21 protein-coding genes are annotated in these 19311 nt (G+C 70.2%); 12 read left to right on the forward strand and 9 right to left on the reverse strand.

Annotation, left to right across the window (positions count from 1 at the left end; all coding sequences use genetic code 11):
* Positions 1–49: 49 nt before the first annotated feature.
* The 6 genes from ABC766_RS20450 to ABC766_RS20475 all read left to right on the forward strand — a co-directional run bounded on the left by ABC766_RS20450 (position 50) and on the right by ABC766_RS20475 (position 6857).
* On the forward strand, positions 50–1195 hold the full coding sequence (locus ABC766_RS20450) for an isobutyryl-CoA dehydrogenase (RefSeq protein ID WP_345819360.1): 1146 nt from the start codon (positions 50–52) through the stop codon (positions 1193–1195).
* Entirely contained in the window at positions 1192–2253 is a 1062-nt protein-coding gene (locus tag ABC766_RS20455) for an enoyl-CoA hydratase/isomerase family protein (protein ID WP_345819361.1), read from the forward strand. Before ABC766_RS20450 ends, ABC766_RS20455 begins: the two co-directional genes overlap by 4 nt.
* A 182-nt stretch (positions 2254–2435) precedes the next feature.
* Complete coding sequence (mmsB, locus tag ABC766_RS20460) at positions 2436–3329, forward strand: 3-hydroxyisobutyrate dehydrogenase (RefSeq protein ID WP_342145174.1); 894 nt, start codon at positions 2436–2438, stop codon at positions 3327–3329.
* The gene (locus ABC766_RS20465) at positions 3326–4105 is read left to right on the forward strand and encodes an enoyl-CoA hydratase (RefSeq protein ID WP_345819362.1); all 780 of its coding nucleotides are present in this window, start codon (positions 3326–3328) and stop codon (positions 4103–4105) included. Before mmsB ends, ABC766_RS20465 begins: the two co-directional genes overlap by 4 nt.
* Positions 4106–4169: 64 nt before the next feature.
* Complete coding sequence (locus tag ABC766_RS20470) at positions 4170–5903, forward strand: AMP-binding protein (protein ID WP_345819363.1); 1734 nt, start codon at positions 4170–4172, stop codon at positions 5901–5903.
* Positions 5904–6224: 321 nt separating this feature from the next.
* Positions 6225–6857, forward strand: a complete 633-nt coding sequence (locus ABC766_RS20475; protein WP_426313679.1) for a transglutaminase-like cysteine peptidase — start codon at positions 6225–6227, stop codon at positions 6855–6857.
* A 6-nt stretch (positions 6858–6863) separates the two neighbouring features.
* Here the strand turns inward: ABC766_RS20475 and ABC766_RS20480 are convergent, their stop codons facing one another.
* Positions 6864–7121, reverse strand: a complete 258-nt coding sequence (locus ABC766_RS20480) for a hypothetical protein (RefSeq protein ID WP_043358027.1) — start codon at positions 7119–7121, stop codon at positions 6864–6866.
* 319 nt (positions 7122–7440) lie between these two features.
* Between ABC766_RS20480 and ABC766_RS20485 the strand changes: the two genes are divergently transcribed.
* Positions 7441–8148: a transglutaminase-like cysteine peptidase gene (locus tag ABC766_RS20485; protein ID WP_051976324.1), complete on the forward strand. Its 708-nt coding sequence runs from the start codon at positions 7441–7443 to the stop codon at positions 8146–8148.
* Between the two features lie 6 nt (positions 8149–8154).
* Here the strand turns inward: ABC766_RS20485 and ABC766_RS20490 are convergent, their stop codons facing one another.
* From ABC766_RS20490 to ABC766_RS20520, 7 genes are all read right to left on the reverse strand, one after another.
* Entirely contained in the window at positions 8155–8484 is a 330-nt protein-coding gene (locus ABC766_RS20490) for a DUF6949 family protein (protein ID WP_043358025.1), read from the reverse strand.
* A 144-nt stretch (positions 8485–8628) separates the two neighbouring features.
* Positions 8629–8844: a DUF3126 family protein gene (locus tag ABC766_RS20495; protein ID WP_007565940.1), complete on the reverse strand. Its 216-nt coding sequence runs from the start codon at positions 8842–8844 to the stop codon at positions 8629–8631.
* A 93-nt stretch (positions 8845–8937) separates the two neighbouring features.
* Entirely contained in the window at positions 8938–9789 is an 852-nt protein-coding gene (cysE, locus tag ABC766_RS20500) for a serine O-acetyltransferase (protein WP_043388169.1), read from the reverse strand.
* 227 nt (positions 9790–10016) lie between these two features.
* Entirely contained in the window at positions 10017–11003 is a 987-nt protein-coding gene (locus ABC766_RS20505; RefSeq protein WP_391526971.1) for a helix-turn-helix transcriptional regulator, read from the reverse strand.
* 232 nt (positions 11004–11235) lie between these two features.
* Complete coding sequence (locus tag ABC766_RS20510; protein ID WP_345819364.1) at positions 11236–12231, reverse strand: lytic transglycosylase domain-containing protein; 996 nt, start codon at positions 12229–12231, stop codon at positions 11236–11238.
* A 188-nt stretch (positions 12232–12419) separates the two neighbouring features.
* The gene (locus ABC766_RS20515) at positions 12420–13241 is read right to left on the reverse strand and encodes a Cof-type HAD-IIB family hydrolase (RefSeq protein WP_345819365.1); all 822 of its coding nucleotides are present in this window, start codon (positions 13239–13241) and stop codon (positions 12420–12422) included.
* 4 nt (positions 13242–13245) lie between these two features.
* Positions 13246–13818, reverse strand: coding sequence for a gluconokinase (locus tag ABC766_RS20520; RefSeq protein ID WP_345819366.1), 573 nt, complete (start codon positions 13816–13818; stop codon positions 13246–13248).
* A gap of 175 nt (positions 13819–13993) precedes the next feature.
* On the opposite strand from ABC766_RS20520, the gene ABC766_RS20525 reads away from it, so the two are divergent.
* From ABC766_RS20525 to ABC766_RS20540, 4 genes are all read left to right on the forward strand, one after another.
* Entirely contained in the window at positions 13994–14278 is a 285-nt protein-coding gene (locus ABC766_RS20525; protein ID WP_043388174.1) for a DUF3072 domain-containing protein, read from the forward strand.
* A 187-nt stretch (positions 14279–14465) separates the two neighbouring features.
* A complete protein-coding gene (locus tag ABC766_RS20530) occupies positions 14466–14714 on the forward strand; it encodes a hypothetical protein (RefSeq protein ID WP_345819367.1) in 249 nt (82 codons plus the stop codon).
* Between the two features lie 261 nt (positions 14715–14975).
* Positions 14976–16145: a polysaccharide biosynthesis/export family protein gene (locus ABC766_RS20535; RefSeq protein ID WP_345819368.1), complete on the forward strand. Its 1170-nt coding sequence runs from the start codon at positions 14976–14978 to the stop codon at positions 16143–16145.
* A gap of 150 nt (positions 16146–16295) precedes the next feature.
* The gene (locus tag ABC766_RS20540) at positions 16296–17432 is read left to right on the forward strand and encodes a branched-chain amino acid ABC transporter substrate-binding protein (RefSeq protein ID WP_345819369.1); all 1137 of its coding nucleotides are present in this window, start codon (positions 16296–16298) and stop codon (positions 17430–17432) included.
* 12 nt (positions 17433–17444) lie between these two features.
* Here ABC766_RS20540 and ABC766_RS20545 read toward each other — a convergent pair whose 3' ends face one another.
* A complete protein-coding gene (locus ABC766_RS20545) occupies positions 17445–18014 on the reverse strand; it encodes a protein-tyrosine-phosphatase (protein ID WP_345819370.1) in 570 nt (189 codons plus the stop codon).
* Between the two features lie 147 nt (positions 18015–18161).
* On the opposite strand from ABC766_RS20545, the gene ABC766_RS20550 reads away from it, so the two are divergent.
* A complete protein-coding gene (locus ABC766_RS20550) occupies positions 18162–19295 on the forward strand; it encodes a TRAP transporter substrate-binding protein (RefSeq protein WP_236952723.1) in 1134 nt (377 codons plus the stop codon).
* Positions 19296–19311 lie beyond the last annotated feature (16 nt).

Below are 19311 nucleotides of genomic sequence, written 5' to 3' on the forward strand. Positions count from 1 at the left end.
GGATGTGCGAGCCCCGTGCAGTTGGGTGGCGAACGAGAGGAAGTGCCCAATGAGTTTCGGGCTCGACGAGGACCGGATCGCGATCCGCGAGATGGCGCAGGGCTTCGCAGCCGAGCACATCGCCCCCCACGCCCTCGACTGGGACCGCGACAAGACCTTCCCGGTCGAGACCCTGCGGGCGGCCGCCGCCCTCGGCATGGCGGGAATCTACGTCCGCGAGGATCTCGGCGGCTCCGGCCTCTCCCGCCTCGACGCGACCCTGATCTTCGAGGCGCTCAGCACCGGCTGCCCGACCGTGGCGGCGTTCCTGTCGATCCACAACATGTGCGCCTGGATGATCGACGCCTACGGCGACGACGACCAGCGCCGGCGCTGGATCCCATCCCTGATGGGGATGGAGCGGATCGCCAGCTACTGCCTCACCGAGCCGGGCTCGGGCTCCGACGCGGCGGCGCTCCGCACCCGCGCCGAGCGCGACGGCGACCATTACGTCCTCACCGGCGAGAAGCAGTTCATCTCGGGGGCCGGTGCCAGCGACCTCTACGTCTGCATGGTCCGCACCGGCGAGGCCGGCCCTTCGGGCATCTCGGCCATCGTGGTGGAGAAGGGGACGCCCGGCCTCTCCTTCGGCGCCGACGAGCGCAAGATGGGCTGGAACGCCCAGCCGACCCGCGCCGTACGCTTCGACGGCTGCCGCGTGCCGGTGGCCAACCGCCTGGGCGCCGAGGGCCAGGGGTTCCGCATCGCCATGAGCGGCCTCGACGGCGGGCGGCTCAACATCGCCGCCTGCTCCCTCGGGGGCGCCCAGGCGGCCCTCGACAAGGCGCTCGCCTATATGGGCGACCGGCGCGCCTTCGGGGCGAAGCTCACCGATTTCCAGGCCCTGCAGTTCCGGCTTGCCGACATGGCGACCAGCCTGGAGGTCTCGCGCACCTTCCTGCGCCATGCGGCCTCCGCCCTCGACGCCAAGGATCCCGCCGCCACCCAGCTCTGCGCCATGGCCAAGCGCCACGTCACCGACGCGGCCTTCGCGGTGGCGAACGACGCGCTCCAGCTCCACGGCGGCTACGGCTACCTCGCCGAGTACGGGGTGGAGAAGATCGTCCGGGATCTGCGCGTGCACCAGATCCTCGAAGGCACCAACGAGATCATGCGGGTGATCATCGCCCGCGCAGTGACCGGAGACCGCCGATGACCGACGTGATCGTCGAGCGGGTCGGCGCCCTGGGGCGCCTGCGCCTCGACCGCCCGAAGGCCCTGAACGCTCTGACCCACGGCATGGTCGGCACGATCGATCGGGCCCTCGATGAGTTCTCCGCCGATCCCGGCATCGCGGCGGTGCTGCTCACCGGGGAGGGGGAGCGGGGGCTGTGCGCCGGCGGCGACCTGCGCGGCCTCTACGAGAGCGACGGCACGGCCTTCGCCGAATCCTTCTGGCGGGACGAGTACCGCCTCGACGCCCGCATCGCCCAGTACGAGAAGCCCTTCGTGGCGGTGATGGACGGCATCACCATGGGCGGCGGGGTCGGCCTGTCGGGTCATGCCGCCCACCGGATCGTCACCGAGCGCTCGCGCATCGCCATGCCGGAGACCGGGATCGGCTATCTGCCGGATGTCGGCGGCACGTGGCTCCTGCCCCGCGCGCCCTGCGAGCTCGGCACCTATCTCGGCCTGACCGGCGAGCCGGTCGGTGCCGCCGACGCGATCCTGTGCGGGTTGGCCAACGCGATGGTGCCGTCCCGGGCCCTTCCCGATCTCCTCGACGCGCTCTCGGCCCTGGCGCCGGATGCCGGCGACGCGGGCGTGCGGGACCTGATCGGGCGTCTCGCCCGGGAGCCGGATCCGGCGCCCCTGGCCGCACACCGGAGCATGATCGACCGCTGCTTCGCCTTCGACATGGTCGACGAGATCCTGGCGGCGCTGGCGGCCGACGGCTCGGATTTCGCGGCGGCGACCCGCGACATCCTGCTGACGAAGTCGCCGTCGAGCCTCGTCCTGACGCTCTGCCTGCTGCGCCTCGGGCGCGGCGCGCCGAGCCTGGAGGCCTGCCTGGAACGCGAGTTCCACGCGTCCCTGGCGGTGCTGGACGAGGGCGATTTCCGCGAGGGCATCCGCGCCGCCGTGATCGACAAGGACAAGACCCCGCGCTGGAACCCGCCGAGCCTCGACGCGGTCGATCCGGCCCGGATCGCCCGCTGGCTGGAGAAGCGGGCGGCGCCGGTCTTTCCAGAATCGCGCACTGGGGCGGTGTGATGAAGCTTCGTCTTCTCCCACTCATCCCCTCATCCTGAGGCGCCGGAGCACAGCGGAGGCCTCGAAGGAGGGCTCCAGGGATCGCGGCGTGTTCTGGAGCCCTCCTTCGAGGCCCGCTGACGCCGGCACCTCAGCATGAGGGCGAGGGTGGGACAGGCGATAAACAATTCAGGGAGGACGGGATGGCACAGACCATCGGGTTCATCGGTCTCGGCAACATGGGCGGCCCCATGGCGGCCAACCTCGTGAAGGCGGGCCATACGGTGCGCGGCTTCGATCTGGTCCCGGCCTCGCTCGAGGCCGCCCGCGCCGAGGGGATTACCGTTGCGGGCTCGGCCCTGGCGGCGGCCGAGGGCGCGGACGTGGTCATCACCATGCTGCCCGCCGGACGGCACGTGGTCGAGGTCTGGACGCTGCTCGCCGCGGCGCTGCCGGCCGGCACGCTGCTGATCGATTCCTCTACCGTCGACGTCGAGAGTGCCCGCAAGGCCCACGCCCTCGCGGAGGCGCAGGGCTGCCTGTCGGTGGACGCGCCGGTCTCCGGCGGGACCGGCGGCGCCAAGGCCGGGACGCTGACTTTCATGGCCGGTGGCGCCGAGGCCGCCTTCGCGAAGGCCGAGCCTCTGCTCAAGGCCATGGGCAAGAACGTGTTCCATTGCGGCGCGGCCGGCGCCGGGCAGGCGGCCAAGATCTGCAACAACATGATCCTCGGCATCTCGATGATCGGCGTCAGCGAGGCCTTCGCGCTCGGCGAGAAGCTCGGCCTGTCGCACCAGGCGCTCTACGACGTGGCCTCGGTCTCCTCGGGCCAGTGCTGGTCGCTGACCACCTACTGCCCGGTTCCGGGCCCGGTGCCGACCTCGCCGGCCAACAACGGCTACAAACCGGGCTTCGCGGCGGCGCTGATGCTCAAGGATCTCCGGCTCGCCCAGGCCGCCGCCCTGGCCTCCGGCGCCGCGACACCCCTCGGCGCAGAGGCCGCGCAGGTCTACGGATTGTTCGAGGGCGCCGGTCACGGGGGAGAGGACTTTTCCGCGATCATCAATATGCTCCGCGGGCAGGGAGGCGAGTCGTGAGCGACGCGTACGAGACGATCCTGACAGAGACGCGCGGGCGCGTCCTTCTGATCACCCTCAACCGGCCGAAGGCGCTGAACGCCATCAACGCACAGCTCACCGGCGAGGTGATCCGGGCGGCTACCGAGGCCGATGCGGATCCGAATATCGGCTGCATCGTCATCACCGGTTCGGCCAAGGCCTTCGCGGCCGGGGCCGACATCAAGGAGATGCAGCACGCCACCTACGCGGAGATGTACGCGGGCGACCGGTTCGCCGACTGGGACCGCTTCATCGCCGTGCGCACGCCGATCATCGCCGCGGTGGCGGGGTACGCGCTGGGCGGTGGCTGCGAGCTCGCCATGATGTGCGACATCATCCTGGCCGCCGACACCGCACAGTTCGGTCAGCCCGAGATCAAGCTCGGGGTGATGCCGGGAATCGGCGGCAGCCAGCGGCTCACCCGCTTCGTCGGCAAGGCCAAGGCCATGGAGATGTGCCTGACCGGCCGGATGATGGATGCCGCCGAGGCGGAGCGTTCGGGCCTCGTCTCGCGGGTGATCGCCGCCGACCGACTCCTCGACGAGGCCATAACGGCGGCCGCGACCATCGCGGCGATGTCGCTGCCGATCGCCATGATGACCAAGGAGGCGGTCAACCGCGCCTACGAGACCACGCTGACCGAGGGCATCCGCTTCGAGCGGCGGGTCTTCCATGCCATGTTCGCCACCAAGGACCAGAAGGAGGGCATGGCCGCCTTCGTAGAGAAGCGGCCGCCTCGGTTCGAGAATACCTGAGCGCAGCCCGCCCCGGCCGATGGGGTCGGGGCGCCAAGACCACAAGACGGGGAGGGGAACGACCATGCCGAGCTTCCGGGAGGCCCGCGACCTTCTGCTGGCCCATCGCACCGATTATGGCGCTGCCGTCTCGGCTTTCGCGTGGCCGGATCCGGTGCCGTTCAACTGGGCGCTCGACTGGTTCGATGCCGTCCTCGCCGGTCCCGAGAGCCGCGACCGGGCCGCCCTGCGGATCGTCGAGGCCGGCAGCGGGGCCGAGCAGAGCCTCACCTTCGGGGAGATCGCCCGCCGCTCCAACCAGGTGGCCAACCACCTGCGGCAGCTCGGCCTGAAGCGCGGCGACCACCTGCTCCTGCTGCTGGGTAACGTGCCGGCCCTGTGGGAGACCATGCTGGCGGCGATGAAGCTCGGCGCCGTTGTCATCCCGGCGACCACGCTGCTCACCGCCGACGAGCTGGCCGACCGCCTCGCCCGCGGGCGCCCGCGGGCGATCGTGGCCGGGCCGGAGCAGATCGCGCGGTTCGCCGGCCTCGACACGGGCGGCGCCATCCGCCTCGTCACCGGGGCTGCGACGGAAGGCTGGGCGGCCTACGACGACGCGTTCGGAGCGTCGGAGACCTTCGCGCCGGACTGGCCGACCGGGGCTGACGACCCGATGCTCCTCTACTTCACCTCCGGCACGACGGCGAAGCCGAAGCTGGTCCGTCACAGCCACCGCTCCTACCCGGTGGGAGCGCTCTCGACGATGTACTGGCTCGGGCTCCAGCCCGGCGACGTGCATTGCAACGTCTCCTCGCCGGGCTGGGCGAAGCACGCATGGTCCTCGTTCTTCGCGCCCTGGAATGCCGGCGCGACGATCCTGGTGATCAATCAAGCGCCGTTCAACGCCGCCGCCCTGCTGGCGCAGCTGGAACGCACCGGTGCCACCACGCTGTGCGCGCCGCCGACCGTGTGGCGGATGATCATCCAGGAGGATCTGACCGGGAAGCGGCTCGCCCTGCGCGAGGTCTGCGCGGCGGGCGAGCCCCTGAATCCCGAAGTGATCGAGCGGGTGAAGAGCGCCTGGGGCCTCACGATCCGCGACGGCTACGGCCAGACCGAGACCACGGCGCTCATGGCCAACACGCCGGGGCAGCCGGTGGTGCCGGGCGCCCTGGGTCGGCCCCTGCCGGGCTACCGGGTGCGCGTCCTCGACCTCGACGGCCAGCCGGCCTCAGAGGGTGAGGTCTGCCTGGAACTCGGCGCGTACCGGCCCGCGGGCCTGATGCAGGGTTACGACGACGGCCAGGGCCATCTGTCGGGAGCCGACGGCGATCTCTACCATACCGGCGATGTCGCCTTCGTGGACGATCAGGGCTGTTACACCTTCGTGGGACGTGCCGACGACGTGTTCAAGTCGTCGGGCTACCGGATCAGCCCCTTCGAACTGGAGAGCGTGCTGATCGAGCATCCGGCCGTGGCCGAGGCGGCGGTGGTGCCGGTGCCCGATCCGATGCGCCACACCATCCCGAAGGCCTACGTGTCCCTGGTGGCGGGGTCCACGCCTGGGCCGGAGACGGCGCTCGACATCTTCCGCTTCACCAATGCCCGGCTCGCGACGTTCAAGCGCCTGCGCGGCCTCGAATTCGTCACCGACCTGCCCAAGACGATCTCGGGCAAGATCCGGCGGGTGCAACTGCGCCGCCTGGAGCACGAGGGCATCACCGAGGATCCGCACCGGGGCCGGGCCTACACGCAGGCGGACTTCCCGGAACTGAAGGGTGAGGCGGAGCGCAAGCTCGACCAGACCGCGGGCTGACCGCGTCCACGCCGTCGTCGCACGCCAGCGAAGCGATCCGGGGCAGCGCGACACGGCCGATGGGGCGCCAGGGAATTGCCAGGCTCCGCTCGCAACGACGATGGCGCCCCGCCAAGACTGCATGTTGGCGGGTGACAAACCCTCAAGGTTTCCGTTTCCCCAAACCGAAGCCCGCGATTTACAAGGCTTCTCAAGTCTCCCGTCGACGCTGCCGCAGGTCAGCCGGCCCGCGCCGGCCGATCGATAAAATTGCGCGCATCCGCTTCAGCGGCGCGGAGGCTCTGCGGCGCAATCCTGTTCTCAACAACGAGGACGGGTTCGATGGGCGCGGGGCTTCTCAAGACGGTTCGGGGGATGCTGGTCGGAGCAGCGACGCTGCTCGGCCTCGCCACCACGGCCCAGGCGCAAACGCTTGCGAGCCTGCCGACGGAAGACAATGCCCGGGTGCTGGGCGACGCCAAGCCGATCGCGGCCTGGGTGACCTTCTGCCAGACCTACGCGGCCGAATGCGCGCTCGACCGGGGCGAGCCGGCCCGGATCAGCCTGACGCCCGCGACCTGGGCGACGATCGTGTCGGTGAACCGGCGGGTCAACAAGGCGGTCGAGCCGATGACCGATCAGGACCACCTGCACGTGGCCGACCGGTGGGATCTGGCCGAGGACGGCATCGGCGACTGCGAGGACTTCCAGCTGCTCAAGCGCCATCTGCTGGCCCAGGCCGGCCTGCCGCGGCGGGCGATGCGCATGACTGTGGTGATCGACGAGAAGGGCGAGGGCCACGCGGTGCTCACCCTGATCACCGACCGGGGCGACCTGGTGCTCGACAACAAGACCAACGCGATCCTGCCCTGGCACAAGACCGGCTACGTGTTCATCAAGCGCGAGAGCCAGGACGCCGTCGCCTGGGTCTCGCTCGGCGGCGTCACCTCCCCGGTCACCACCGCCAACCGCTGATCCGTCTCAGGCCGCCCGGCTCAGCGACGGCTGGGCAAGGCTCGCCACATAGGCCTCGACCCGGCCGATGAAGGCAGCGAGATGGGGGGCGACGCCGCGAAGGCTGGCGAGATCCCGCACCAGAATGTCCCGCGACAGCGCCCTGTCGCCCTCGCTCGGCGCATCGGCGAGATAGGAATCCACCGCGTGCTCCGCGATATTGATCGCGCCGGCCCGACCATCCTCGGCGAGCGCTCTGATCACCTGCTGGATGGCGGGCTGCATTGCGGGTCCTTTCCTGAGGCGCAGTCCCGTCCGCGACGGGCTGGCTGGCTTCTTGCAATTCGATCGGGCCCGCCGCGAATCCTGCGCGTGAGCATCCCTGAGAAGCCGGCAAAACTGACCTGAATCAAGACCCTCGGAGGGGGCGCAGAGCGGCTATTCGCTCCGTGCATGTGTTTCGGGTCAGCTCTGCGGATGCAAACGTCTCTTAAATCGGAACCGATAGGGCTCGACGCGCGTTGTCAGTCTCGCCTTGACCCATTGTGCGTCGCACGTGGTCGTGTCACCCTTCCGTCATCATCGGGCGGCGGGGGCTTGGGCCATGCGGCACGCGGATGGCGGAATCTCGTGTCAGGTGTTCGGCGCCCTGCAATGGCGGGGCTGGGCTCATGCGGTGCGCCGGGCGCGCCAAGCCGCGAGCTTCGCGCTGGTGGGCGCGATCCTCACGATGGGCGGCGCGACGACCCATGCCCATGCCCGGCTCGTTCTTCCGGATCAGGTGACCGCCGTCGAACAGGCTGGGTCGGTGCGCGCCATCGCGGGCTGGACGGATTTCTGCGCGCGGACGCCCCAGGAATGCGTGGTCGACATTGCCGAGCCCAACGCGATCCCGCTCACCATGGCGGTGTGGCGGACCCTGCAGAGCGTCAACCGTCGGGTGAACGCCCGCATCAAGCCCATCACCGATCAGGCCCATTGGGGCGTCGTGGATCGCTGGGATTTTCCCGATGATGGCTTCGGTGACTGCGAGGATTACCAGTTGCTGAAACGGCGGATGCTGGTGGAGCGCGGCCTGCCGCGGCGTGCCCTGCTGATGACCGTGGTCATCGATGAGACCAACGAAGGCCACGCGGTGCTCACGGTTCGGACCGATCGCGGCGACTTCATCCTCGACAACAAGACCGACGCGATCCGCTCCTGGCGGCGTACCGGCTACAGCTTCATCAAGCAGGCCGGCCAGGACGGGCCGGCCTGGGTCTCCCTCGAGGGCAAGGACGGCACCGCACAGGTGGCCACCGCCGAGCCCTGAATCTGGTCAGACGCCGACCAGCATCGCGGCGAGGTCAAGGGCGACCCGGCCCGAGAGCAGGCTCCAGCCGCACGCGACGATGGTCGCCAGCATCACGAACGGCATCGGCCGGCCCTCGATCCGCCGGCCGCGCACCGTGTTGCGCAGGATGATGAACGGCGCCGAAAAGGCCAGCATCGGCAGGGCGGCCACTGCCGGGAGGCCGCCCCGCTCCAGCAGGCTGAAGCTCGCCCGCCGTGCTGCGAACAGCTCGAAGGCGCTGGCGATCAAGCCGGACAGTGCCAGTCCGATGCACAGGGTCCGGATCGACTCGATGGCGGCGGGCGTGAGGACCATTATTCGCGCTCCTGATACAGGTTGCGCGCACTGTACTCATGCCGTTTACCGCTTGTTAAGCACGAGTCTTGGGTAGCGTTAATCCGTGCACAGGTGTGGGCCGGCGCAGCCCCACCGGGGATGCGGGGTCAGCCGCGTCGTCGGCTAGGCCTCTTCCTCGAGATCGATGTCGAGGATTGCCATCCGGAAGACGAAGGAATCGTCGCCATCCTCCTTGTCGTCGGCGATCACGCCGATCGATTCCTCGCCGATGAATACCTCGGCGGAGTCGCCGGTCTTCATCGCCGTGAGGCGGATGTTGTTGTTCGCGAACTTGCGGCGCAGATAGTCCTGAAGCTTCGCGGTCTCGGCTTTGGTCACGCTGATCGATCTCCCCTGGCGGCGCTGGCGCCGCGGATGGGCCGAGGGCTTGCCACGCCTCGGGCGGAGCGGCAAGCGCGACGGCGTTGCGGTTCAGATCCCGTCGCCCAAGTGGATGAACTGGTCCAAGGCGACGAACTGGTCCATCGCCCGGGCGGGATCGTCGCAGCCTGCGGTGCCGACCACCCGCGCCGGCACGCCGACCACCGTGGTGTTGGGCGGTACCGGTCTCAGCACGACCGAGCCGGCCGCCACCCGGGCGCAGGCGCCGACCTCGATATTGCCCAGGATCTTGGCGCCGGCGCCGATCATCACGCCGCGGCGGATCTTGGGGTGGCGGTCGCCGCGCTGCTTGCCGGTGCCGCCCAGCGTCACGGCGTGGAGGATCGACACGTCGTCCTCGATCACCGCGGTCGAGCCGACCACAAGCCCCGTGGCGTGGTCGAGGAAGACGCCCCGCCCGATCCGCGCCGCCGGATGGATGTCGCACTGGAACACCTCCGAGACCCGGCTCTGGAGGTAGAGAGCGAGGTCGCGCCGGCCGCGGTTCCAGACATGATGGGCGAGGCGGTAAGCCTGGAGCGCGTGGAACCCCTTGAAGTAGAGGACCGGTTCCAGCGCCCGGAGTGTCGCCGGATCCCGGTCGATCACCGCGCCGATATCGGCGCGGAAGGCCTGCCCGATGTCCGGATCCACCGTGATCGCCTCATGGAAGGCGTGGGCGACGAGTTCTGCCGGCAGCGACGGATGCCCCAGCCGGGCGGCGACCCGGTGGGAGACCGCGCCCTCCAGCGTGGTGTGGTTCAGGATCGTCGCCACGATGAAGGAGGCGAGCTGCGGCTCGGTGCGCAGGACATCCTCCGCCTCGGCGCGCAGCCGCGACCAGACCGGGTCGAGGTGCGTGAGGTCGTGCGACTGGTGCGTGAAGGCAGGACTGGCGCTCATAGGCGGATGCTCATGTCCGGAACTTCGGATTCGCTGTCGGTCATGCCTGCGGCGGCGGACCCGTCGCCCGATCGAGCGGAAGGGGGCGCTGTCCGGGGCGGAAACGGGCCGGGCCATCGCTGGGCCGCGTGTTCGGACCTAGCGTGGTGCGCTGCACCGCCGCGATCAAGGGCCGGCGCGACCCGAAAGCCGCATTGGCCGCATGGCTGTCAGCGAACGAGCGACGGTCAGTCCGCCAGCGGCGCAGCTTGGCCGAACCGCGCCTCGATGGCTGCCGTCAGGCGGTCCAGCATCGTCTGGACCGGGATGTTGGAGGTGTCCACCGTGGCGGGTGCCCGCGCGTAGAGCGGCTCGCGGCTCGCCAGGACGGCCCGCAGTTCCTGCATCGCAGAGGCATGGTCGCCCGTCGTCGCGAGGTGCCCCTGTTCGCGGACCCGGCTCATGTGCTCCTCCGGCCGCGCGCGCAGCCAGATCGTGTAGAAGGCTTGCAGCAGAAGGTCGTAGGTCAACGGCTCCGCAACGATCCCGCCGCTCGTAGCCAGAATCAGCGGCCCGGGATGCTCGGTGAGGCGACGCAGGGCCGCCTGCTCCAGCCGGCGGTAGCCCTCCTGGCCGTAGATCGCGAAGATTTCCTGGACCGAGAGTGCGTTCTCCCGTTCGATCTCGGCATTGAGCTCCACGAAGGTCCAGCCCAGGCGCTCGGCCGCGAGCTTGCCAAGGGTCGATTTGCCGGCGCCGCGCAGGCCGATCAGCGCTACCCGCGGGCGGTTGCTCGATTCCGGTCGGCTACCGCCGGACAGGGCGTCCTTGGCGGCGGCGATCTGGGCCGGGCTGGCCTGGGCGAGGAGGTCGCGCACCACCGGCCAATCGGGCAGCCCGTCATTGCCGGTGATCAGGTCGTCCAGTCGCACGCCCATGGCGTTGGCCACCCGCCGGAGCAGGATGATGGAGACGTTGCCCTGGCCGCCTTCCAGCTGCGCGATGTAGCGCTCGGACAGGCCGGAGGTCTGTGACAGAACCTTGCGCGACAGGCCGCGCACGGTGCGCGCGTGCCTGACGCGGCGCCCGAGGTCTGTGAGAAAAAGTGATTCCTGTTCCACCACGCCGCTCATGGCGCCGTTCGCTTTCCTGCCAGCTTGAGAGCAGGGTCGGTGCCCTGCATGCCTGCCGCTTCGAGATCGATCGCGCCCTACCGTACCGTCGGGCGATAGAATGCCCGACCTCGCGCGCCTGAACCGGCGTTCCTGCCCTGAGATCCGTCGCGCGCCATGCGCGCACGGCCGCTGTTTTGCGGCTTCGGTCCGTGCCGATCCAACCACGTTGCTGGCGTGGCGCCTATGTGTTGCGGAACGGTGCGATGGTCAAGCCTTGGGCATGATCCTTGTGTGGGCAGAGGGCCGATCCGCACCGGGTTCCCCGACGCGCGGCCGCTCCAGGATGGCGGAGCTACTCGACCGGAAGAGCGGTGGCCTCGCGCACGGGGGACGCGGCCGGGGCGCGGCGCGGCGTGGCGGCGGCGAGCATCTGCAGGGACGGGCGACGCGGCGGAAGCGGCACCTCGATCGCCTCGACCGCCGCCTCGTTGGCCGGTGCCGAAGCGGCGGCCGGGGACATCGGAGCGGATGCCGCCGCGGCCTGTGGCGAGAGCCGGAGTTCCGCGATCTGCGCCGGCGCGGCCTCCGTCGCCGCCAGGGCGCTCCCGAGACCCGCGGGTCGACGCGGCGGCAGCGGCACCTCCACGGACGGAACCGCCGCCGCCTGCGCGGCGGCCGGAGTCGCCGCAGAATTCGCGGCTGAAGCCGCGGCGGGATCTAGGGACAGGCTGGCGAGCTCGATCGTGGTGCCGGCCAGGGCGGCCGGTCGACGCGGCGGCAGCGGCACCTCGACGGCCTCGGTCGGGACCTCCGCCACTGCGGCCGCGGTGGGCGCGTAGGCCAGGGCTGAGGCCGCCGCGGTGTTCCGGGTCTCGGCGGCGCCGCCGCTGAACAGGCTCGCCAGGGCGCTGGCCGAGGCCGCGACGGGCGCCACCACCGCGGCGACTTCCGTGGAAATGCCCTGGCGCTTGGCTGCGTAGTAATAGCCGCGGTTATAGTATTGATATGCTTGGCCGAGATTGCCCTTGGCGGTCCGATAGGCGCCCGCGAGATAGGCTACGCCGTAGCGAAGGTTGGTTTCGGGATCGTACAGGCCGGCCGCATCGCCGGTGTAGCCGAGGCTGCGGGCAGTCGCGTGCTTGATCTGCATCAGGCCGAGGGCGCTGCCGCCCTTGGCCCGCGGATTGTAGTTGCTCTCGCGCTTGACGACGGCGTGAACGAAGCTTGCCGGCACGCCGTTCGCCTTGGCCTGCTGCTCGATCAACGCGTCGATATTGTCGTGCGCGCTCTGCCCGAAGGCGGCTGCGGGCACGACCGCGAGGACGGCGGCCAGGATGAGGCGATGCATTCCGAGACCCGGTGCTGCTTGTTCTGTGGTCAAGCTAGGTCACGGGGAAATGAGGCCGGAAAGCGGCCCCGGTTCGGCAGCCTGTGGGCGGCCGGGGTGTCGGGAGCGTTTGTGATCCGCGCGCCACAGCGACGCGTCACGCGGCGGCGCGGCGATCCAAAGGGATGCCCGGGGCGGCGGCCGGGCGGTCAGGGAAGGAGGAAGCGCTCGACCGCATGGGCGAAGCCGTCCGCGTCGTTGCTGTCGGTGACCGCGCGCGCAGCCGCCTTCACCGCCGCTTCGGCATTGCCCATCGCCACGGAGAATCCGCTTTGCGCGAACATCGGACGGTCGTTGCCGGCGTCGCCGAAGGTGGCGATCCGCTCGGGCGGGATGGCGAGATGCGCGCTCATCCAGGTGACGAATCGCCCCTTGTCGAGATGGGGTGGCGTCACGTCGAGGTAGTATTTCTGCGAACGGTGGATGGTGGCTTGACCGGCCAGGGCCGCCCCGATCCGGGCTTCGCAGGCTGCCAGATGGGCGTGGTCGCGGCTGACGCCGACGATCTTGGCTGCGCTCCCCATGAGTGGGCCGAGATCGGCGACGACGCGGGGCTCCGCGCCGATCGTGCGGCGTTCGAGGTCGGTATAGGGACCCTCCGGATCGCGCAGCCACCACGCCCCCTCGGCGAAGACCCAGACGTCCAGTCCCTCGGCCAACAGCCGGTCGAGGGCCGAGCGGGCCGCCGCCTCGGGGATGGTCCGTTCCTCGATGGTCGAGAGGTCCGGCCGCACGACGCTCGCGCCGTTGAACGCCCCCATCGGCAGGTCGAGCTCGAGTTCGGCGACCAGATTCCGCAGCCCGATCGGCGGCCGGGCCGAGGCGATGCTGAAGCCGATGCCGGCCGCTCTCAGCCGCCGGACGGCCGTGACCGTCGCCTCGGTCAGGCGCTTGTCGCCGGTCACCAGGGTTCCATCGACGTCCGAGATCACCAGGGCGATGCCCGAAGCCTTGCCGGATCCTGCAATCATCCGCTCACTTCCCAACGGTATCCCGGCGCATTTCGGCCGCGAGTTCCGCGACCACCCGGTCGGCAATGGCCTCGGGCGATTCGCGGATGCCGACCGTGATCGGGTGTTCATCGGCCCCCGGAATCTCCAGGGCCGCGAACTGGCTGTCCAAGAGACGCGGCGGCATGAAATGGCCCTGCCGCTCGGCGAGGCGCTGCGCGATCAGGGTCCGGTCGCCGTCCAGATAGACGAGGCGAACCCGCTGGCTCCCGCGGGTGAGAACGTCCCGGTACGCGCGGCGGAGGGCCGAACAGGCCACCACGCCCGACTCGCCAGCGTCGAGGCGCTGCTGGATCCAAGTCGCAATCCGGGCCAGCCAGGGCGCGCGATCCGCATCGTCGAGGGCGAGGCCCGCATGCATCTTCGCCACGTGCTCCGGCGTGTGAAAGCTGTCGCCGTCCACGAAGATCCAGCCAAGCGTCTTGGCGATCAGCGCCGCCACGGTGCTCTTCCCGGAACCCGAGACGCCCATGACAACGAGCACCTGACCGGCGGCGGCCGTTCCGGCATCCGGCGCCGGCTCCGATTGGGACGTCATCCGGACCACCCTGGCTCCGAGGCGCGTCGGGGCGCTGCCCCTCACATCAATAGGAGCGGGTTTCCAGAAGGGAAGATCGCCGGGGATGCAAACGGGCCGCGGCGCCCGCAGGAACCGCGGCGCGGCCGGGCGCGTTCACCCCGCAGACGCCGAACATTTAGGGAACATGAGTCGCATGGCTAGCACAACCGCGAAGGCAACACCGAAGGCCGGCCGGGGTACCGGATCGAATCAGGACGCTACGGAGAACCCCAAGACCGACCCGAAGGACGTGTCGAACCAGATCAAGGACCCGGATCAGTGGACGACTGGCGGCGAGCCGATGACCGGCGCGCAGGCTTCCTATCTGAAGACGCTCTCGGAAGAGGCCAAGGAGCCGGCGGCGTTCGATCCTGACCTCGACAAGGCCGAAGCCTCGAAGCGGATCGACGACCTTCGCCATAAGGCCGGCCACGCCTGAGCCAAGCCGGGCGCGTTTCCCCCGGGCGCGCCCGCCGCCGTCTACGTCCGGGCGGCGTATCCCGGCCGGAATGGACAAGGTGGCCTGTTTCGAACACCTCGTTAAGCCGGCGGCAATGGCGAGAGGTTATCCCCCATGCAGCGCGTGAGGCCGCGCGGGCAGCGGGACTGAGAAGGCACGTTCGACCATGGATGAGCCGGGCGGCGGCGAAGCAGGACGGCGTGCGGTGCGGATTCCGACGGCGTTCGGCTTGACGGATCGGATTCGTGCCGAGGCCGTACGGTTCGCCCGCGACGTCCGCGGATCCACGGCAATGGAATACGCCCTGCTCGGCGGCATGATCTTCCTCGTCGCCGTCGGCAGCATCCGGTACTACGTGTCCCGCGTCAGCGTCGTCTACGGCGACATCACCGCGGCGGTCACGCAGGGAAATTGAGCCGATCGGTCGCGGGATTTTTGGCCATTGGGCTGGAGCGGCCAATGTGCGGCCGCTGATGACGTCCCGATTTGTATCTCGATATTTCGACCGCGGGCGAACGCCCGGCATTCGTCGTCTCTATGCCCCGAAAAAGCTGTGCTTAACGAGGATGACTTCGCAGTCTTGGCCGTGCCGGCCGGAGTGTGGCTCACCCGCTACGGACACCTGGGCCGCCATGGGCTAGGCACGGGCTCGGCAATACCGATGGGCAACATCTGGATGCGCAAACTTCCCCTTGTCCTGCTCGCCGTCACGGCGATGTCGGGCTGCACGTACCTGCCTGCGGCGGGTCCGACGGCGAGCGCGATCCAGGCGGGGGCGGAGGTGGCCACCGCCGACGGCGGCCTGCTCGCCCGCTACGAGATCATCGACGTCACGCCCTCGGTGGTCGAGGCCCTGCGCGGCCGGCCGCTGGACAGCCTGCTCGCCTCCTTCGGCGACCACCGTCCCTCCTCGGAGCCGGTGATCGGTGTCGGCGACATGGTCTCGGTCTCGATCTGGGAAGCCGGTTCGGGCGGCCTGTTCTCCGGTCCGCTGGTGGCCGACCGCTTCTCGGCGGGCTCCAAGTCCGCCCTCATCCCCGAGCAGCCCGTCGGGCGCGACGGCGCCATCTCGGTGCCCTATGCCGGCCGCATCAAGGTCGCCGGCCGCCGCACCCAGGACGTCCAGGCGCTCATCGAGAACGAACTCGCCGGCAAGGCCATCCAGCCGCAGGTGCTGGTCTCGGTCACTCGGCCGATCAGCCAGGCGGTGACCGTCACCGGCGAGGGCGCCGCCGGCGCCCGCCTGCCGCTCTCGGGCCACGGCGACCGCATCCTCGACGTCATCGCCGCCGCCGGCGGCAACCGCGCGCCGGTCAACGAGACCTTCGTGCGGCTCTCGCGCGGCCCGGTGACCGCGACCGTGCCGCTGACCACGGTGGTGTCGAACCCCAAGGAGAACATCTACCTGCGGCCCAACGACGTGCTCACCCTGGTGCGCGACCCGCAGACCTTCATCGCGGTGGGCGCGCTGGGCAACAGCACCGAGCTGCCGTTCCAGGCCGACGGCATCACCCTGGCCCAGGCGCTGGCGAAGGCGCGCGGCCTGTCGGACTTCGCCGCCGACCCGGCTGGGACGTTCATCTTCCGGTTCGAGCCGGCCAGCGTCGTGCGGCGCCTCAGCCCCAGCTCGCGGCTGCTCGGCACGCCGCTGGTGCCGGTGGTCTACCGGATCGACATGCGCGATCCCAACAGCCTGTTCGTCTCCCAGGCGTTCCGCATGCGCAACCGCGATCTGATCTACGTGTCGAACGCGCCGTTCACCGAGGTCCAGAAGGTGCTCACCGTCTTCAGCGGCATCACCGGACCGGTCTCCTCCGCCGCCTTGGCCTACTCCTACGCCAAGTAGGGGGCGGTCCGCATACGGGACAGCGGCGGAAAAAAATCGCGTTTCGCCGCGTCCTCGCGTATGGGCACAGGGTGCGGGGCGGGATCGGGGCTACGGAGCCGCATCCGCCGTCGCGCTGACCCGCCGCGCAAGGATGCCCAGAAGAGCCCGATGAAGATCGGACGTTTCGTCCCCGCCCACGGGCCGCTCCGGCCCGCACTGATCGCCCTGAGCCTGTGTCTCGCGTTCCTGCCGGCCGCTCCTGCGGCGGCCGACGTGGTGATCGGCGTGGCCGTCCCGCGGTCGGGGCCCTACGTGGCGGTCGGCGAGCAGGTGCTGCGGGGGGTCGAGGCTGCGGCCCGGGACGCCAACGCCATGGGGGGACTCGACGGCCAGCCCGTCACCCTCGACGTGCAGGACGATGCCTGCGATTCCAACACCGCCACGGCGGTGGCCAACCATTTCGTGCGCGGCAACGTCCGGCTCGTGGTCGGCCATGTCTGCTCCAACGCCTCGATCGCCGCCTCCGACATCTACGCCCAGAACGGCGTGGTGATGATCTCCGCGGCCTCGGTTGCGGCGCGGCTGACCGACAGGGGGCTGCCGACGATCTTCCGGGTGTGCGGGCGCGACGACGATCAGGCCCGCCTGTCCGCCGCCGTTCTGGCCGAGCGGTTCCGCGACCGGAAGATCGCTCTCATCCAGGACCAGACGCCCGCCGCCCGCAGCCTCGCTGCCGCCACGAAGGACAATCTCAACCGCATCGGCGTGAACGAGGCGCTGTTCCTGTCGTTCTCGCCCAGCGACGCCGACGATTCCGCCCTGGCCGACCGCCTCAAGGGCGCGGGGATCGAGGTCGTCTATTATGGCGGCGACGCCGCCGAGATGGGCCGCTTGGTGAAGATCGCCGCGGACCGGGGCTACCGGCCGCAATGGTTCGGCACCTCGGCCATCGCCACGCCGGATTTCGCCAAGACCGCCGGATCGGCGAGCAACGGCGTGCTGATGACCTTCTACCTCGACCCGAGCCGGCAGCCCGCCGCCGCGGCCGTCGTGAAGGCCTTCAAGGCCGAGGGCGTCGATCCCACCGGCTCGACGATCTACGGGTATGCGGCGATGCAGGCCCTGGTTGCGGCCGGCAACTTCGCCCATTCAACCGAGGCGCGCCCCATCGCGCAGGCGTTGCATACGGAGCGGTTCGATCTCGTGCTCGGCACGGTCGGCTTCGACGCCAAGGGCGACGTCACCGCGCAGGGCTACGTGCTCTATGTCTGGAAGGACGGGAGCTTCACGCCGGCCGGGAAGTGAGAGCCCCGCCGCTCACAGCGCCTGCGCGGCCTCGACCTCGGCGCCGCGGCCGAGACCGCGCAGCAGCTCGGCGAGATGCGGGCGGACCTGCAGTTGCAGAGCGTGCAGCCGCCGCACCGCCGCGCTGAGCTGTCCCTCCCGATTCAGCATCGTGTCGGCGAAGCCGATCATGCGCGCATTCGGCCAAGCGGGCTCGCGCAGGGCGTGGAGACGCTCGACCAGAGCGGCGGCGGGGGTGGCGGGCTCGGCCTGCGCGAACAACATCAGCAGCGCCGCGGTGGAGCGCGACAGGCCGTAATGGCAATGGACCAGGAGATGGCCGGCGCCGTCGAAGTGCCGCCCGAAATCGAGGATCGCCCCGACATGCTCGGGCTCCGGCGGGGTGAGGCCTTCGCCCGGGGCGAGGCAATCGTGGAACCGGAGGGTCGTGCGGGCATGGGCGCCGTAGGTGGTGAAGGCCTCGGGCTCCGGCGTTCCGGGATCGAGCAGCGACAGGACGTGGCTGACGCCGCGGGCGCCGTGGCCGGCCAGCTCCTCCAGGCCGCAGACGGTGTGCAGGGTGACGGCGGGCTCGGTTCGCATCCCCGGCGCCTAGCACGGGCGGAGGCCGGTTTCGAGGCGCGACGGAACCGCCCCGGCGCCCGCGGCTTTCGAGTACCGGCACGGACGTGCTACCTGCGACCTCCGATCCGGCCCCGGTCGGACCGGACCTGCTCGGACGAGATGCCGTTGGACGAACCTCACCTCGCGCGATCCCCCTCGGCCGGGACCCGGCGCCGGAGCGTGCTGACCGCCGGCCTCGGCGCGGCCGCGGCGCTCACCGGGCCGCTCGCCGCCCCGGCCCGGGCCCAGAGTGCCCCGGAATTGCGCTGGCGCCTGTCCTCCGCCTACGCCAAGACGCTCGACATCCTGTACGGCGCGCCCGAGGCGCTCAGCCGGATCGTCGCCGAGGCCACCGACGGGCGTTTCCAGATCCAGGTCCAGGGCCCCGGCGAGCCGGTGCCGGCCGACGGGCTGCTCGACGCCGTGGCCGCCGGCACCGTGGAGATGGGCCATGGGCCCGCGACCCTCGGCATGGCCAAGGATCCGACCTTCGCGCTGGCCACCGCGGTGCCGTTCGGCCTGAACGCCCGGGGCGCCGCCGCGTGGTGGCTGGCCGGGGGCGCGGCCGAGCTGTTCGGCGAGATCTTCGCCAAGGCCGGGCTGGTCTGCCTGCCGGGCGGCAATACCGGCGCGCAGATGGGCGGCTGGTTCCGCCGGGAGATCAAGAGTCTCGCGGACCTCCAGGGCCTCAAGTTCCGGATCAGCGGCATGGGCGGCCAGGTGCTGACCAAGTTCGGCGTCCAGCCGCAGGCGGTGCCGGGACCGGAGATCTACGCGGCGCTGGAGAGCAAGAAGCTCGACGCCGCCGAGTGGATCGGCCCCTACGACGACGAGCGGCTCGGCCTGCAGAAGGTCGCGCCGATCTACCACTATCCCGGCTTCTGGGAGGGCGGCGCCATGCTGCACTTCTGGTTCAACGCCGAGGCGTGGAAGGCGCTGCCGAAATCCTACCAGGCGATCCTCCGGGCCGCCGCCGCCGAGGTCGGCGCCGACGTGCAGGCCAAGTACGACGCCCGCAACCCGCAGGCCCTGCGCCGGCTGGTGGCCGGGGGTGCGCAGCTGAGGCCCTTCCCCCAGGACGTCATGGAAGCCGCCCTGAAGAACGCCAACGACGTCTACGCCGAGATCGCCGCCAAGAACGCCGATTTCCGTCGCGTCTACGAGGCGATGCGCACCTTCCGCAACGAGGAGTACCTCTGGTTCCAGGTGGCGGAATACACCTACGACAACTTCATGATCCGCGCCCGGGCGCGGGGCTGAAGCGCGCGCCGCCGCA

Source organism: Methylobacterium fujisawaense (assembly GCF_039619325.1).
GTDB classification, from domain to species: Bacteria; Pseudomonadota; Alphaproteobacteria; order Rhizobiales; family Beijerinckiaceae; genus Methylobacterium; species Methylobacterium fujisawaense.